We start from the raw sequence: 16,451 nt of genomic DNA, 5'->3' as shown, positions 1-16,451 counted from the left end.
GTGCTCACCGAGATCAGAATCGAGTCGCTGGGCGCCATCAGCGTCGCGACCGCCGAGTTCGGCAGCGGCTTGACGGTACTGACCGGCGAGACCGGCACCGGCAAGACCATGGTGGTCACCGGGTTGCATCTGCTGGGCGGCGGGCGCGCCGATCCGGCCCGGGTCCGGTCCGGGGCCGACCGCGCCGTCGTCGAAGGCCGTTTCAGCACAAGCGATGTCGCCGACGCGATGACCGCGGATCTGGACGCCATCCTGGATGCATCCGGTGCCGAGCGTGACGAAGACGGCAGCGTGATCGCGTTGCGCACAGTCAATCGGGACGGGCCGTCGCGCGCCTACCTCGGCGGCCGCAGCGTGCCGGCAAAGTCGTTGAGCGGGTTCACCACTCAGCTGCTGGCGCTGCACGGGCAGAACGACCAGCTGCGGCTGATGCGTCCCGACGAACAACGTGGTGCGCTGGACCGGTTCGCGGCCGTCGGGCCCGCGCTGGAGCGCTACCGCAAGTTGCGCGACGCCTGGTTGACGGCCCGGCGCGATCTGGCCGACCGCCGCGATCGCGCCCGCGAACTCGTCCAGGAAGCCGACCGGTTGAAGTTCGCGCTGACCGAGATCGATGCCGTCGACCCGCTGCCGGGGGAGGACGAGGCACTGGTCGCCGATATCGTCCGACTGTCCGAACTGGACACGTTGCGCGAGGCTGCGGCGGTTGCCCGCGAATCGCTGTCGAGCTCGTCGGAGGACGGATTCGGCGCCGCAGAGGCGCTGGGGCGGGCGCGGTCGGCGCTGGAATCGACCGGCGATGCCCGGCTGCGGACGCTGGCCGAACAGATTTCCGGTGCCCTGACGGTGATCGTCGATGCTGTGGGCGAGCTCGGCGACTACCTGGACGGGTTACCCGTCGACGCCAGCGCGCTGGAGGCCAAGCTGGCCCGCCAGGCTCAGCTGCGAACTTTGACCCGCAAGTACGCGCCCGACATCGACGGGGTGTTGCGGTGGGCGCAGGAGTCCCGCGAACGGTTGGCCCAGCTCGACGTCTCCGAAGAGGGTCTGGCCGCGCTGGAGCGGCGTGCCGACGAACTCGGCCACCAATTGGCCCAGGTGGCAACGGATCTCAGCAAGAGTCGGCACAAGGCAGCAAAAAAACTCGCCAAGGAGGTCACCGCCGAGCTTTCGGCGCTGGCGATGGCCGACGCGGAATTCAGTATCGACGTGACCGCCGACCTGACCGAATCCCACGATCCGCTGGTACTGCCTTCAGGTGAGACGGTGCGGGCCGGCGTCGACGGCGTCGACGTGGTCGAGTTCGGCTTTGCCGCACACCGCGGCATGTCGGTGCTGCCACTGGCCAAGAGCGCTTCGGGGGGCGAGCTGTCGCGGGTGATGCTGGCGCTGGAGGTTGTGTTGGCCGGGTCGGCGACCGGCACGACGATGGTGTTCGACGAAGTCGACGCCGGGGTAGGCGGTTGGGCGGCGGTACAGATCGGCCGGCGGCTGGCCCGGCTGGCCCGAACCCATCAGGTCATCGTCGTGACGCATCTACCCCAGGTTGCGGCGTACGCCGACGTCCATCTGGTGGTGCACAGCCAAGGACCCAAGGGTGCCAGCGGGGTTCGCCGGCTGGACAGCGACGACCGGGTGGCGGAGCTGGCGCGGATGCTGGCCGGGCTGGGGGAGTCCGACAGTGGTCGGGCTCATGCCCGCGAGCTGCTCGACACCGCGCAGCAGGAGCTCTAGGACTCCTCGGCACGCCGGAGGTGCGGCAGCGAGCGGCCCCATATGTACGCAGAATGCTGGTTTTGGCGTACATATGAGGACTTTCGCGCTCGAAGGCGCCAGCAATGCGGCGGCCATACATCGGTGTGCCCAAACCGCTGATGCCGGACCGCAACGCACCTGTTACAGATGTGACAGTTTTAAACTTATGAGGCAGATGTTACGGCGCGCCTCCCCACCTGCGGCGGCCGACGCGGACAGAATCAGCCCCCATGAAGATGTCAGCGCTGCTATCTCGCAACAGTGACCGCCCCGGCCTGATCGGCACCGCACGTGTGGACCGGAACATCGACCGACTCCTGCGCCGCGTGTGCCCGGGCGACATCGTCGTCCTCGACATCCTCGACCTGGACCGCATCACCGCCGACGCATTGGTCGAAGCTGACATCGCCGCCGTCGTCAACGCCTCCCCGTCGGTCTCGGGCCGCTACCCCAACCTCGGCCCCGAGGTGTTGGTGAACAACGGCGTCACCCTGATCGACGAGACCGGGCCGGAGATCTTCAAGAAGGTCAAGGACGGCTCCAAGATCCGACTGCACGAAGGCGGGGTGTACTCCGGGGACCGACGGCTGATCCGCGGCACCGAGCGCACCGACCACGACATCGCCGACCTGATGCGCGAGGCCAAGAGTGGGTTGGCCGCACACCTGGAAGCGTTCGCAGGCAACACGATTGAGTTCATCCGCAGCGAAAGCCCGCTGCTGATCGACGGCATCGGCATTCCCGACATCGACGTCGACATGCGCCGCCGGCACGTGGTGATCGTCTCGGAGGAGGACAGCGCCGCCGAGGACCTGAAGTCGCTCAAGCCGTTCATCAAGGAGTACCAACCGGTGCTCGTCGGCGTCGGACAGGGTGCCGACGTGCTACGCAAGGCGGGCTATCGCCCCCAGCTCATCGTCGGCGATCCCGACCAGATCAGCACCGAGGTCCTCAAGTGCGGCGCGCAGGTGGTGTTGCCCGCCGACGCTGACGGGCACGCGCCCGGCCTGGAACGCATCCAGGACCTGGGGGTGGGGGCCATGACTTTCCCCGCGGCCGGTTCGGCAACCGATCTCGCGCTGCTGTTGGCCGACCACCACGGGGCGGCGCTGCTGGTCACCGCGGGCCACACCGCCAACATCGAGACGTTCTTCGACCGCACCCGCTCGCAGAGCAACCCCTCGACGTTCCTGACCCGGCTTCGGGTCGGCGAGAAGCTGGTGGACGCCAGAGCGGTCGCCACCCTGTACCGCAACCACATCTCCGGCGGTGCCATCGCGCTGTTGGCGCTGACCATGCTGATCGCCATCATCGTGGTGCTGTGGGTGTCCCGCACCGACGGCGTGGTGCTGCACTGGGTCGTCGACTACTGGAACCAATTCACCCTCTGGATCCAGCAATTGATCTCCTAGATCGGAACCATCATGATCTCGTTACGCCAACATGCAATCTCACTGGCCGCGGTCTTCCTGGCGCTGGCCATCGGAGTGGTGCTGGGCTCCGGCTTCTTCTCCGACACGGTGCTGTCCAGCCTGCGTAACGAGAAGCGCGACCTCGCCGCCCAAGTCAACGGACTCAACGACCAGCGCAATGCGCTGAACGAAAAGCTCAGCGCCGCAAACAGTTTCAATGCCCAGGTGCTCGGCCGCATCGTGCATGACGCGTTGACCGGCAAGACAGTGGTGCTCTTCCGCACCCCCGACGCCAAGGACGACGACGTTGCGGCGATATCGAAGATCGTGGGACAGGCCGGTGGTTCGGTCACCGGAACGGTGTCGCTGACACAGGAGTTCGTCGAAGCCAACTCGGGGGAGAAGCTGCGCTCGGTGGTCAACTCGGCCGTCCTGCCGGCCGGGACGCAACTCAGCACCAAACTCGTCGACCAGGGTTCCCAGGCCGGTGACCTGCTCGGCATTGCGCTGCTGACCGCAGCCAAACCCGACGCGCCGCCGGTCGACGACACCCAGCGCGACACCGTCCTGGCCGCCCTGCGGGAAACCGGGTTCATCACCTACCAGCCCAGTCAGCACGTCGATGTGGCAAACGCCGCGATCGTCGTGACCGGCGGGGGACTGCCCGCCGATGCCGGCAATCAAGGAGCCACGGTGGCGCGATTCGCGGCTGCCCTGGCCCCGCATGGCTCGGGCACGGTGCTCGCCGGTCGCGACGGTTCGGCCGGTGGCAGCGCCGCGGTGGCGGTGGCACGCGCCGACGCCGCGATGGCCGGGGCGATCAGCACGGTCGACGACGTCAACGCCGAGTCCGGGCGGATCACCGCGATCCTCGCCCTGCACGACCTGCTCGGCGGTGCCCGTCCCGCCCACTACGGCACCGGACACGGGGCCGCGTCGGTCACCGTTCCCCAGTAGGGCGTGTTCCCCGCGGCGTGACGCGGTGGATGTTAGGGTGGGTTTCCGTGGGTCGGCAGGCCCAGCTCGTTGTTTTTCCTGCACCAATGCCCTGCCCGTCTTCACGGAGGTCGCCCAGTTGCGCAAGCATCCGCAGACTGCCACCAAGCACCTCTTCGTCAGCGGTGGGGTCGCCTCGTCGTTGGGCAAAGGTCTGACCGCCAGCAGCCTGGGTCAGTTGCTGACCGCGCGCGGACTCTACGTCACGATGCAAAAGCTGGACCCGTATCTCAATGTCGACCCCGGCACCATGAACCCGTTCCAGCACGGTGAGGTGTTCGTCACCGAAGACGGCGCGGAGACCGATCTCGACGTCGGGCACTACGAGCGTTTCCTGGATCGCGACCTGTCCGGGTCGGCGAATGTCACTACGGGGCAGGTGTATTCGACGGTAATCGCCAAAGAACGCCGTGGCGAATACCTCGGCGACACCGTCCAGGTGATTCCGCACATCACCGACGAGATCAAACGTCGCATCCTGGCAATGGCCGAACCGGACGCCGACGGCAACCGCCCGGACGTGGTGATCACCGAGATCGGCGGCACGGTCGGCGACATCGAATCCCAGCCGTTCCTGGAGGCGGCCCGTCAGGTCCGCCACTACCTGGGCCGCGAGGACGTTTTCTTCCTGCACGTGTCGCTGGTGCCTTATCTGGCTCCGTCGGGCGAACTCAAGACCAAACCGACCCAGCACTCGGTGGCCGCCCTGCGCAGCATCGGTATCAGCCCGGACGCGTTGATCCTGCGCTGCGACCGCGTCGTTCCCGAGGCGCTGAAGAATAAGATCGCGCTGATGTGTGACGTCGACATCGACGGTGTCATCTCCACCCCGGACGCGCCGTCCATCTACGACATCCCCAAGGTGTTGCACCGCGAGGAACTCGACGCGTTCGTGGTGCGTCGACTCAACCTGCCGTTCCGTGACGTCGACTGGACCGAGTGGGACGACCTGCTGCGTCGCGTGCACGAACCGCACGACACGGTGCGAATTGCGTTGGTAGGCAAGTACATCGAGCTCTCGGACGCTTACTTGTCGGTCAGCGAGGCGCTCCGCGCCGGTGGCTTCAAGCACCGCGCGAAGGTCGAAATGCATTGGGTGGCTTCCGATGACTGTGAGACGCCCAGTGGTGCGGCGCACGCTCTGGGCGACGTGCACGGGGTGCTGATTCCCGGCGGGTTCGGCATCCGCGGCATCGAGGGCAAGATCGGGGCCATCCGGCATGCGCGGGCCCGCGGGTTGCCGGTGTTCGGATTGTGCCTCGGGCTGCAGTGCATCGTGATCGAAGCCGCCCGCTCGGTGGGGCTGACCGAGGCGAGTTCGGCCGAATTCGAACCGGACACACCGGATCCGGTGATTTCTACGATGGCCGACCAGGAGCACATCGTGGCCGGTGAGGCCGACCTCGGCGGCACCATGCGGCTCGGCGCCTATCCCGCGGTACTGGACGCGGATTCGATTGTGGCGCAGGCATACCAGACCACCGAGGTGTCCGAGCGGCACCGGCACCGTTACGAGGTGAACAACGCTTACCGGGACAAGATCGCCGAAAGCGGTCTGCGGTTCAGCGGGACCTCACCCGACGGGCACCTGGTGGAGTTCGTCGAGTATCCGGCAGACCAGCACCCGTTCATCGTCGGCACCCAGGCCCACCCGGAATTGAAGAGCCGGCCCACCCGCCCGCACCCGTTGTTCGTCGCCTTCGTCAGGGCGGCCATCGACTACAAGGCCGGTGAGCTGCTGCCCGTGGAGATCCCGGAGATACCCGAACACGGGCCCAACGGCAACGAGCACCGGAGTGGCATCGCGCAGTCGCTAGCCGAACCCGTCACCCGTGGCTGAGCACGACTTCGAGACGGTATCGTCCGAATCCCTTTATCAAGGAGCCATTTTCGCGCTACGCCGCGACGAAGTGCGGATGCCGGGCGGCAACACCGCCAAGCGCGAAGTGCTCGAACATTACGGCGCGGTCGCCGTCGTCGCGATGAACGACGACAACGAGATCGCGCTGGTCTACCAGTACCGCCACACCTACGGGCGCCGGATCTGGGAGTTGCCCGCCGGACTGCTCGACGCCGCGGGCGAACCGCCGCACCTGACCGCCGCACGTGAGCTCGAGGAAGAGGTTGGTCTGCACGCCACCACCTGGCAGGTGCTGCTCGACGTCAACACCGCCCCCGGCTACAGCGACGAATCGGTGCGGGTGTACCTGGCCACCGGGCTCAGTGACATCGGACGGCCCGAGGCGCAGGACGAAGAAGCCGACATGACGATGCGCTGGTACGCCCTCGACGACGCGGTCCAACGGGTACTGAGCGGTGAGATCGTCAATTCCATTGCCATTGCCGGGATTCTGGCGACGCACGCGGTGACCGAGGGGTTGGCCCAGCCGCGCCCGGTGGACAGTCCGTGGGTCGACAAACCCACGGCGTTCGCCGAACGCAAGGCCGCGCAGTGACGACGGCACTCACGCTGGACGGGCAGCTGCAGGGCTACCTCGACCATCTGACCATCGAGCGCGGCGTCGCCGCCAACACCCTCAGCTCCTATCGCCGCGACCTGCGTCGCTACGCGAAACACCTGGAGGAGCGCGGAATTCACGATCTGGCCCGGGTCGGGGAGAACGACGTCAGCGAGTTCTTAGTGGCGTTGCGGCGCGGTGATCCGGATTCCGGGGCTACGGCGCTGTCCGCGGTGTCGGCGGCGCGGGCGCTGATCGCGGTGCGCGGACTGCACCGCTTCGCAGCCGCCGAAGGGCTGGCCGATCTGGACGTCGCGCGCGCGGTGCGCCCGCCGACGCCGGGGCGGCGGCTACCCAAAAGCCTCACCATCGACCAGGTGCTGGCGCTGCTGGAAGCCGCCGGCGGCGAGGACGCCTCCGACGGACCGCTGACGTTGCGCAACCGGGCGCTGCTGGAGTTGTTGTACTCCACCGGCTCCCGGATTTCCGAAGCCGTCGGCCTGGACGTCGACGACGTCGACACCCACGCCCGGTCGGTGTTGTTGCGCGGCAAGGGTGGTAAGCAGCGGCTGGTGCCGATCGGGCGGCCGGCGGTGCACGCGCTGGACGCCTACCTGGTGCGCGGTCGCCCGGATCTGGCCCGACGGGGCCGTGGGACTGCGGGCATCTTCCTCAATGTCCGCGGTGGCCGGTTGTCCCGGCAGAGCGCGTGGCAGGTGCTGCAGGACGCCGCAGACCGGGCCGGTATCACCTCGGGTGTGTCGCCGCACATGCTGCGGCACTCCTTCGCCACGCACCTGTTGGAGGGCGGCGCCGATGTGCGCGTGGTCCAGGAGCTGTTGGGCCACGCGTCGGTGACCACGACGCAGATCTACACGTTGGTCACCGTGCACGCGCTGCGCGAGGTGTGGGCCGGAGCCCATCCGCGGGCCACCTAGCCTGCGCGAGCAGACGCAAAAGCCCCCATTTTCGACGCGAAAATGGGGCTTTCGCGTCTGCTCGCGAGGGGAACTCACCCCAGCCTGCGAGGGGAACTCAGCCCAGGTACTCCGACTCCAGCACCAGGTCGGCCATCATCGACTGATACTCCAAATGCGTCTGATGTTCCGTGGTGTTCCACGTCTTGCCCTGCTGTTCCCGCATGTACGCGCGGTACTTCGGCGCTCCCGGTATCCGCACGTTGTCGGCCACAGCGATCGAGCCCGGATGCAGCCAACCCCGATCCAGGATGCTGTGCAGGTCAGCCAGATAAGCCTCTTTGTCGTGATCGAGGAACAGGAAATCCAATACGCCAGAAGCGAATCCATGATCTGCAGCCAGCACATCAAGAGTGCGCCCACCGTCACCGATCGTGCCGACCACACACGTCACCCGATCGGCCACGCCGGCGTGCGCCCAGACCCGGCGGGCGTTCGCGGCATTGGCTTCGGCGAGCTCGACCGAATACACCCTTGCCTCGGGAGCAGCCCGCGCGATGCGCAGCGCGCCGTAACCCACATAGGTGCCCAACTCCAGGGCCACCGCCGGGTTCGCGCGCCGCACCGCCGCGTCCAGCAACGCCCCTTTCTCGTCCCCGACGTTCATCAACATCGACTTCTCGTAGGCGAACTTGTCGATGGCGGCCAGCACGTCGTCGATGTCACCCGCGCGGGATTTGTTCAGCGCGTAGTCGACTGCCGCCGCCTCGCGCCCGTCGCCGATCTGACCGGTCTTGGTGATATTGCGCACCCCGGTGGCCATCCGCCAGACCGACCAGCGCAGTAGGGGAATTCGCCGCTTGAGATCCATAGCGACACCCTAAGCCGAGGAATCCCGGTCTTGCTGGGTGAACGCACAGGCAGGCACCCGACGCGACGACGTGAAACCCGCGGACCGGGATCTCCGATCATGGCCGAAGTAGCAGTTAGACTTCCTGCGATGTCCAAGCAGACGCCCGTCACCACCAGTCACGCACGGGCATGACCGACCACCCCGCCAGCGGCCAGGAGCTCGGCCTCACCGGCCGGCCGCCGCGGGCGATTCCCGAACCTCAGCCGCTTTCCTCGCACGGCCCGGCGAAGGTCGTCGCCATGTGCAACCAGAAGGGCGGCGTCGGCAAGACCACCTCGACGATCAACCTGGGTGCCGCGTTGGCCGAGTACGGGCGACGGGTGCTGCTGGTGGACATGGACCCGCAGGGCGCGCTGTCCGCCGGTCTGGGTGTGCCGCACTGGGAGCTGGACAAGACCGTCTACAACCTGCTGGTCGAGCCGCGGACGTCGATCGACAACGTGCTGATCAATACCCGGGTCAAGAACCTCGATCTGGTGCCCAGCAACATCGACCTGTCCGCGGCGGAGATTCAGCTGGTCAACGAGGTGGGGCGCGAGCAGACGCTGGCGCGGGCGTTGTACCCCGTCCTGGACCGATACGACTACGTGCTGATCGACTGCCAGCCGTCGCTGGGGCTGCTGACGGTCAACGGGCTGGCGTGCTCGGAGGGCGTGGTGATCCCGACCGAGTGCGAGTTCTTCTCGCTGCGCGGGTTGGCGCTGCTCACCGACACCGTGGACAAGGTGCGCGACAGGCTCAACCCGAAGCTGGACATCAGCGGGATCCTGATCACCCGATACGACCCGCGAACCGTGAACTCCCGCGAGGTGATGGCCCGCGTCGTGGAGCGGTTCGGTGATCTAGTGTTCGACACCGTGATCACCCGCACCGTGCGCTTCCCGGAGACCAGTGTCGCCGGCGAACCCATCACCACGTGGGCTCCGCGGTCCGGCGGCGCCGTCGCGTATCGGGCGTTGGCGCGCGAGTTCATCGACCGATTCGGCGTGTGAACGCCGCACCCGAGAGCGGTTTTCAGGTCCGGCTGACCAATTTCGAGGGGCCGTTCGACCTGCTGTTGCAGCTCATCTTCGCGCACCGGCTCGACGTCACCGAGGTGGCTCTGCACCAGGTCACCGACGATTTCATCGCCTACACCAAGGCGATCGGATCCCGGCTCGACCTCGAGGAGACCACCGCGTTCCTGGTGGTGGCCGCGACTTTGCTGGATTTGAAGGCCGCCCGGCTGCTGCCCACCGGACAGGTCGACGACGAGGAAGACCTGGCTTTGTTGGAAGTGCGCGACCTGCTGTTCGCGCGGCTGCTGCAGTACCGCGCGTTCAAGCACGTCGCCGAGATGTTCGCCGAGCTGGAAGCTACCGCGCTGCGCAGCTATCCGCGGTCGGTGTCGCTGGAGGAGCGCTTCGAGGGTCTGCTGCCGGAGGTGATGCTGGGCGTGGACGCCGCCCGGTTTGCCGAGATCGCGGCGATCGCGTTCACCCCCCGGCCGGTTCCGACGGTGGCCACCGGGCACTTGCATGTGCAGACGGTGTCGGTGCCCGAACAGGCCCGCCACATCCTGGCGCTGCTGGAAGGGCGGGGCAGCGGGCAGTGGGCGTCGTTCTCCGAACTGGTCGCCGATTGCACGGTGCCGGTCGAGATCGTCGGGCGCTTCCTGGCGCTGCTCGAACTGTATCGGTCCCGGGCGGTAGCATTCGACCAGTCCGAGCCCCTTGGCGTGCTCCAGGTTTCGTGGACCGGGGAGCGACCGAGCAGCGAATCCTTATTAGAAGTGCGAGACCATGACTGACCAGCCGCCCGATCTGGACGCTGGCATCCCCGATATCGCGCAGGCCGCGGAGCTGGATCCCGACGAACTCGGTCGGGTGCTGGAGGCGCTGCTGCTGGTGGTGGACACTCCGGCTACCGCCGAGGCGCTGGCTTCGGCTACCGAGCAACCGGTTTACCGGGTCGCCACGAAATTGGGGCAGATGGCCGACGAGCTGGCCGCCCGTGACAGCGGCATTGACCTGCGGAATACCAGCGAGGGATGGCGACTCTACACCCGGGCACGGTTCGCGCCCTACGTCGAGAAGTTGTTGCTCGACGGTGCGCGGACCAAACTGACCCGGGCCGCGCTGGAGACGCTGGCGGTGGTGGCCTACCGCCAGCCGGTGACCCGCGCACGGGTCAGCGCGGTGCGTGGTGTCAATGTGGACGCCGTGATGCGCACGTTGCTGGCCCGCGGGTTGATCACCGAGGTCGGCAACGACGAGGACAGCGGCGCGGTCACATTCGCCACCACCGAATTGTTCCTGGAGCGTTTGGGTTTGACGTCCCTGACAGAGTTGCCGGACATCGCGCCGCTGCTGCCCGACGTCGACACCATCGACGACCTCACCGAATCCCTGGACAGCGAGCCACGTTTCATCAAACTCGGTGGCAGCCAGGCGCCCGATCCGGCGTTGACCTTCGACGTGGACCACGACTGATGGTCGAATTCGACGAACCACAGGGGACCCGCTTGCAGAAAGTGTTGTCCCAGGCCGGAATTGCGTCACGGCGGACAGCGGAAAAGATGATTCTCGACGGCCGCGTCGAGGTGGACGGGCAGGTGGTGACCGAACTGGGCACGCGGGTCGACCCGGACGCATCGGTGATCCGCGTCGACGGGGCGCGGGTGGTGCTCGACGAAACGTTGGTGTATCTGGCGCTGAACAAGCCGCGCGGAATGCACTCGACGATGTCCGACGACCGCGGCCGTCCCTGCATCGGCGACCTGATCGAACGGAAAGTCCGGGGCAACAAGAACTTGTTCCACGTGGGGCGTCTGGACGCGGACACCGAAGGACTGATCCTGCTGACCAACGACGGCGAACTGGCGCACCGGTTGATGCACCCCTCGCACGAGGTGCCCAAGACCTACCTCGCGACGGTGACGGGCGCGGTGCCCCGCGGCCTGGGCAAACAGCTGCGCGCCGGCGTCGAGCTGGACGACGGGCCGGTGCGCGTCGACGATTTCGCGGTCGTCGACTCGATACCCGGCAAGACGTTGGTACGAGTGACGCTGCACGAAGGCCGCAACCGGATCGTGCGCCGACTGCTGGCCTCGGTCGGGTTTCCGGTGGAGGCGTTGGTGCGCACCGACATCGGCGCGGTGACGCTGGGTAAGCAGCGTCCGGGTTCGGTGCGGGCGTTGCGGCACGACGAGATCGGGAATCTGTACAAGGCGGTCGGCTTGTGAGCGGGGTCGTGGCGATCGACGGGCCGGCGGGGACGGGAAAGTCTTCGGTGGCAAGGGGATTGGCGCGCGAACTGGATGCGCGCTTCCTCGACACCGGTGCGATGTACCGGATAGTGACCTTGGCCGTATTGCGTGCGAGTATCGATCCTTCCGACGCTGAGGCAGTCGCCGAATGTGCCGCGGGGGTGCAGTTGTCGGTGGGATACGACCCGTCCGCCAACAGTTTTGAGCTTGCCGGAGAGGATGTTTCGGTGCAGATTCGCGGTGACGACGTCACCCGCGCGGTGTCCGCGGTGTCGGCGGTGCCTGCTGTGCGGACCCGGTTGGTCGAGTTGCAACGGCAGATGTCGGAAGGTCCGGAGACCATCGTGGTGGAGGGACGCGACATCGGCACGGTGGTGTTTCCCGATGCGGCGGTCAAGATCTTTCTGACCGCTTCTGCCGAGACACGCGCCGAGCGCCGCAACGCCCAGAACGTCAAGGCGGGTCTGGCCGACGACTTTCCGGCCGTGCTGGCCGACGTGCAGCGCCGGGACCATCTGGACTCCACGCGGGCGGTCTCGCCGCTGCGCGCGGCTTCGGATGCGATCGTCGTCGACACCAGTGACATGACCGAAGCGCAGGTGATCGACCACCTGCGGGAACTGGTCATCCAGCGAAGTGGGGCACGGCGGTGACCGAGGACGGTACCTGGGCGGACGAAAGTGACTGGGAAGTCGACGATTTCGGTCTGTCCGAGTTGGACGAGGCCGGGCCGGCACCCGTCGTGGCGGTAGTGGGTCGTCCCAACGTCGGCAAGTCGACACTGGTCAACCGGATCATCGGCCGGCGCGAAGCGGTCGTTCAGGACGTGCCCGGCGTCACCCGGGACCGGGTGTCCTACGACGCGTTGTGGACCGGACGGCGGTTCGTGGTGCAGGACACCGGGGGATGGGAACCCGACGCCAAAGGCCTGCAGCAGCTGGTCGCCGAACAGGCGTCGGTGGCGATGCGTACCGCCGACGCAGTGATCCTGGTGGTCGACGCCACGGTCGGCGCCACCTCCGCCGACGAAGCCGCCGCCCGCATCCTGGTTCGCTCGGGCAAACCAATCTTCCTGGCGGCCAACAAGGTTGACAGCGATCGAGGCGAATCAGACGCTGCCGAGCTGTGGTCGCTGGGGCTCGGTGAACCCCATGCGATCAGCGCGATGCATGGCCGCGGGGTGGCCGACCTGCTCGACGCTGTACTAGCCGCGCTGCCCGAGGTGTCCGAAGTGGAAGCGGGCACCGGCGGTCCGCGACGGGTCGCGCTGGTGGGCAAACCGAATGTCGGCAAGAGTTCCCTGCTCAACAAGCTGGCCGGTGATCAACGCTCGGTGGTGCACGACGTCGCGGGCACCACCGTCGACCCAGTGGACTCGCTGATCGAACTCGGCGGCAAAATCTGGAAATTCGTCGACACCGCCGGATTGCGCCGCAAGGTCGGACAGGCCAGCGGACACGAGTTCTACGCCTCGGTGCGCACCCACGGGGCCATCGACGCCGCCGAAGTCGTGATCGTGCTGATCGACGCGTCGCAGCCGCTGACCGAACAGGATCTGCGGGTGTTGTCGATGGTGATCGAGGCCGGCCGGGCGCTGGTGCTCGCCTACAACAAGTGGGACCTGGTCGACGAGGACCGGCGGGATCTACTTGACCGCGAAATCGACCGCGAGCTGGTGCAGGTGCGCTGGGCGCAGCGGGTCAATATTTCCGCCAAGACCGGCCGCGCGGTGCAAAAGCTGGTGCCGGCCATGGAGACCGCGCTCGCGTCCTGGGACACCAGAATTGCTACCGGCCCGCTGAACAGCTGGATCAAAGAAGTCGTTGCGGCCACGCCGCCGCCGGTGCGCGGCGGCAAGCAACCGCGCATACTGTTCGCCACCCAAGCCACCGCACGGCCACCCACGTTCGTACTTTTCACGTCGGGCTTCCTGGAGGCCGGCTACCGGCGGTTCCTGGAGCGCCGGCTGCGTGAGACGTTCGGGTTCGAGGGCAGCCCGATCCGGATCAATGTGCGGGTGCGCGAGAAGCGCGGCGGGAAGCGCCGGTAAAGCTGAGACAGGTCGTCGGCGGCGAATTAGGCTGCGGTCTACCGACTTGTGTGAGGATGCCCGATTAGCTACGTGACCACCGTGCCGCAGACGTTGGCGGCCGCCGCCACCGACCTGGCGGAGATCGGGCCGGTGGTCGAACGCGCCGCGGGTCGTACCACGGGTCTGGTGGCGGCCGCACTCGACGAAGTGTCGGAAGCCATCGCCGCGTTCTTCGGCGTACATGGCCAGCAAGGTCAGGCCGTCCTGCGGCAGGCGGCCGTCTTCCAGGAGGAATTCGCCCGGGCGTTGTCAGCGGCGGGGAGGGCCTATGTAGAGGCCGAACTGGGCAACGCGGCCGCGGCGGCCACCGACGTCACGCTGGTGATGGGCGGCAGCGGCAACCCGATACCGTCGTTCAGCTACCTGAATGACGTTGTGACCAAATACATCACGCCGCACTTTCCGGCCTTTACCGTGCCCAACGCGCAGGTGTTGTTCACTCCCGAGGCGTTCTATCCGCTCACCGGCGTCAGGGATCTGATCCCCAACGTGTCGGTGGCAGAAGGCGTAAGAATCCTGGACGGAGCGATCCAACAGCAGCTTGCTGCGGGCAATAGTGTTGCGGTGCTGGGGTTTTCGCAGAGCTCGATTATCTCGTCGCTGGAGATGATGGCGCTCAATCCCAGCGGCACGCCGAGTCCGCTGCCGATCGTATTCACGCTGCTGGGCAATCCGATGAATCCCAATGGTGGTCTGCTGGCCCGTTTTCCTGGCCTGTCCATGCCCAGTTTGGGTTTCACGTTTTACGGGGCGACACCGTCCAACAGCTTCACTACGAACATCTACACGATCGAATACGACGGATTCGCCGACTTCCCGCAGTATCCGATCAACCTGCTTGCCGACCTCAACGCGCTAGCCGGCATCTACTACGTGCACGGCACCTACGCCGATCTCACACCCGCGCAGATCGCGACGGCGATCCCGTTGACCGACACCGTCGGGCCTACCACGACCGACTACTACATGATCCCCAATCCGCGGCTGCCCCTGCTGGAGCCGCTGCGCGCAGTGCCGGTCGTGGGTCCTGCGCTGACGAGCTTGATCGAGCCGGACGTCCGGGTGCTGGTCAACCTGGGCTACGGCAGTCCGCATCAGGGTTGGTCGACGGGACCTCCGAACGTGCACACCCCGTTCGGGCTGTTCCCGCCGCTTGATCCGGTCGAGGTAACCGGCGCCCTGGTGGCCGGCGCCCAGCAGGGAGTCAGCGACTTCGCGCGGGAGGTCGGCGTCACCGCGTCGAGCCTGACACCGGCCAATTTCGTCGCCACGCTGGAAGCGCTTCCGCAGCCGTCGCTCGGTGTGGTGGAGCGAATTCTGGCCGCACCGGCCGATGCCGTCAACACCGTCGCCAGCGCCATTTCCACCGGGTATTCGGTGCTGCTGCCCACGGCCGACTTCGCGACGGCGGCGCTGCTCTCCTTACCGGCATATAACGTCGGTTTATTCGCCGACGGGATCACGCAAGCCCTGACCGGCGATCCCGTCGGCCTGATCAACGCGATCGGCAACCCGATCGCTGCTGACGTGGGGTTGTTCTCGATCGCGGCCGGATTCGAAGCTCTGGTGCTGATTTCTGCGGCGCAGTCCATCATTGGCGACCTCAGCAGTCTCTGACCTTGCGATTCCGCATCGCCGTCATCATCGTCGCGCATGACGTGTGGTCCCTGGGTGGTCCCAGCGCGACCCCCGCTGCCTAAGGGAATCATCTCTAGCTGATATCAGTTAAAGCTGATAATGTGCCATGGTGCGGAAATGGGAGGGATACGAGTGCTCTTCGCCTTCGACATCCAATCTCGGGCGATCATGCTGGTCGCCGGAGACAAGGCAGGAAATTGGACGAAGTGGTACGCGACGAACATCCCCACCGCCGATCGACTGTTCACCGAACACCAACAGAAGTTGATAAAGGAGGCTGAAGCGGCCAAAGCCGCCAAGCCGAAGACAAGAAAGGGGAAGAAACGATGACCTCGCTTGATGATCTTCGACGTCGCCGTCCGGGAAACCGTGCCCGCATCGACGCAATCAAGGATGAGATGGATCGCGAGGTTGCCCAGTACTGTCTGCGCGAGCTGCGCGAAGACGCCGGCTACACCCAGACCTCCCTGGCGGCAGCAATCGGTGTCGGACAGAACCGCGTTTCTCAAATGGAGCACGGCAATCTGGGCACCAGCCGGGTCGACACACTCCGCAAGTACGTTGAGGCGACCGGCGGTGAGCTAGAAGTTGCGGTGAAGCGCCCAGACGGGTCTCGCGTCTTGCTGAGCCTCTGATATCGCCGGCCGGGCGGGGTCTGTGGCAACACTGCAAAGCGCATTCATGAAGCTAGATAGCGACCGGCGTCGGGCCCGACGGGCACGGTCTGACTTCCTGCAAGGGTCGCACTGACGGCTCTACTGCCAGGTGATCAATCACGACCTGCTCATCCAGGACATCGCCGCACTCAACAACGCTGCTGCGCAACCTCGACTCTGGTCGGGCTGACAGGATTTGAACCTGCGACCACTTGACCCCCAGTCAAGTGCGCTACCAAACTGCGCCACAGCCCGCTAGCCTGCCTCGGCACGTCGACAGACGAGAGTGAACGATACCTCAGTGTTGGGTCTCGTCTCTTCGGGGCCATGGCGGTTGAGGCGCGATGACCGCTGCCGGCATGCGGA

The 16,451-nt window shown here is 66.3% G+C and carries 16 protein-coding genes and 1 tRNA gene; 15 read left to right on the top strand and 2 right to left on the bottom strand.

Features of this window, described 5'->3' with window-relative positions; all coding sequences use genetic code 11:
- The 6 genes from recN to xerD all read left to right on the top strand — a co-directional run bounded on the left by recN (window position 1) and on the right by xerD (window position 7,560).
- On the top strand, window positions 1–1,734 hold the full coding sequence (gene recN / locus AC5Y47_RS05535) for a DNA repair protein RecN (RefSeq protein ID WP_499942772.1): 1,734 nt from the start codon (window positions 1–3) through the stop codon (window positions 1,732–1,734).
- A gap of 251 nt (window positions 1,735–1,985) precedes the next feature.
- The gene (gene steA, locus AC5Y47_RS05530) at window positions 1,986–3,167 is read left to right on the top strand and encodes a putative cytokinetic ring protein SteA (RefSeq protein ID WP_499942769.1); all 1,182 of its coding nucleotides are present in this window, start codon (window positions 1,986–1,988) and stop codon (window positions 3,165–3,167) included.
- A gap of 12 nt (window positions 3,168–3,179) precedes the next feature.
- Complete coding sequence (locus tag AC5Y47_RS05525; protein ID WP_499942766.1) at window positions 3,180–4,124, top strand: copper transporter; 945 nt, start codon at window positions 3,180–3,182, stop codon at window positions 4,122–4,124.
- A gap of 118 nt (window positions 4,125–4,242) precedes the next feature.
- Window positions 4,243–6,003, top strand: a complete 1,761-nt coding sequence (gene pyrG, locus AC5Y47_RS05520; protein WP_499942763.1) for a CTP synthase — start codon at window positions 4,243–4,245, stop codon at window positions 6,001–6,003.
- On the top strand, window positions 5,996–6,619 hold the full coding sequence (locus AC5Y47_RS05515) for an NUDIX domain-containing protein (protein WP_499942760.1): 624 nt from the start codon (window positions 5,996–5,998) through the stop codon (window positions 6,617–6,619). Before pyrG ends, AC5Y47_RS05515 begins: the two co-directional genes overlap by 8 nt.
- Window positions 6,616–7,560, top strand: coding sequence for a site-specific tyrosine recombinase XerD (gene xerD, locus AC5Y47_RS05510; RefSeq protein ID WP_499942758.1), 945 nt, complete (start codon window positions 6,616–6,618; stop codon window positions 7,558–7,560). The genes AC5Y47_RS05515 and xerD overlap by 4 nt, the downstream gene beginning before the upstream one ends.
- Before the next feature lie 97 nt (window positions 7,561–7,657).
- On the opposite strand, the gene AC5Y47_RS05505 is transcribed toward xerD, so the two are convergent.
- Entirely contained in the window at window positions 7,658–8,410 is a 753-nt protein-coding gene (locus tag AC5Y47_RS05505) for an O-methyltransferase (protein ID WP_499942756.1), read from the bottom strand.
- A 170-nt stretch (window positions 8,411–8,580) separates the two neighbouring features.
- On the opposite strand from AC5Y47_RS05505, the gene AC5Y47_RS05500 reads away from it, so the two are divergent.
- The 9 genes from AC5Y47_RS05500 (at window position 8,581) to AC5Y47_RS05460 (ending at window position 16,064) form a co-directional block, all read left to right on the top strand.
- Window positions 8,581–9,444: a ParA family protein gene (locus AC5Y47_RS05500; RefSeq protein WP_499942754.1), complete on the top strand. Its 864-nt coding sequence runs from the start codon at window positions 8,581–8,583 to the stop codon at window positions 9,442–9,444.
- Window positions 9,441–10,241: a segregation/condensation protein A gene (locus tag AC5Y47_RS05495; protein ID WP_499942751.1), complete on the top strand. Its 801-nt coding sequence runs from the start codon at window positions 9,441–9,443 to the stop codon at window positions 10,239–10,241. Before AC5Y47_RS05500 ends, AC5Y47_RS05495 begins: the two co-directional genes overlap by 4 nt.
- Complete coding sequence (gene scpB, locus AC5Y47_RS05490; RefSeq protein ID WP_499942746.1) at window positions 10,234–10,923, top strand: SMC-Scp complex subunit ScpB; 690 nt, start codon at window positions 10,234–10,236, stop codon at window positions 10,921–10,923. Before AC5Y47_RS05495 ends, scpB begins: the two co-directional genes overlap by 8 nt.
- Window positions 10,923–11,675: a pseudouridine synthase gene (locus tag AC5Y47_RS05485; protein ID WP_499942742.1), complete on the top strand. Its 753-nt coding sequence runs from the start codon at window positions 10,923–10,925 to the stop codon at window positions 11,673–11,675. The genes scpB and AC5Y47_RS05485 overlap by 1 nt, the downstream gene beginning before the upstream one ends.
- A complete protein-coding gene (cmk, locus tag AC5Y47_RS05480) occupies window positions 11,672–12,352 on the top strand; it encodes a (d)CMP kinase (RefSeq protein ID WP_499942739.1) in 681 nt (226 codons plus the stop codon). The genes AC5Y47_RS05485 and cmk overlap by 4 nt, the downstream gene beginning before the upstream one ends.
- A complete protein-coding gene (der, locus tag AC5Y47_RS05475; protein WP_499942737.1) occupies window positions 12,349–13,749 on the top strand; it encodes a ribosome biogenesis GTPase Der in 1,401 nt (466 codons plus the stop codon). The genes cmk and der overlap by 4 nt, the downstream gene beginning before the upstream one ends.
- A gap of 63 nt (window positions 13,750–13,812) precedes the next feature.
- Complete coding sequence (locus AC5Y47_RS05470; RefSeq protein WP_499942888.1) at window positions 13,813–15,408, top strand: PE family protein; 1,596 nt, start codon at window positions 13,813–13,815, stop codon at window positions 15,406–15,408.
- Between the two features lie 153 nt (window positions 15,409–15,561).
- Window positions 15,562–15,759, top strand: coding sequence for a type II toxin-antitoxin system RelE/ParE family toxin (locus AC5Y47_RS05465; protein ID WP_499942735.1), 198 nt, complete (start codon window positions 15,562–15,564; stop codon window positions 15,757–15,759).
- Window positions 15,756–16,064, top strand: a complete 309-nt coding sequence (locus AC5Y47_RS05460; protein ID WP_499942733.1) for a helix-turn-helix domain-containing protein — start codon at window positions 15,756–15,758, stop codon at window positions 16,062–16,064. The genes AC5Y47_RS05465 and AC5Y47_RS05460 overlap by 4 nt, the downstream gene beginning before the upstream one ends.
- Window positions 16,065–16,263: 199 nt before the next feature.
- Here the strand turns inward: AC5Y47_RS05460 and AC5Y47_RS05455 are convergent.
- Window positions 16,264–16,340, bottom strand: a tRNA-Pro gene (locus AC5Y47_RS05455).
- Window positions 16,341–16,451: the final 111 nt, after the last annotated feature.

Source organism: Mycobacterium sp. NGS22 (assembly GCF_059813095.1).
Note: the sequence above shows the minus strand (reverse complement) of the source record. Positions and strands in the feature narration are given on the sequence as shown.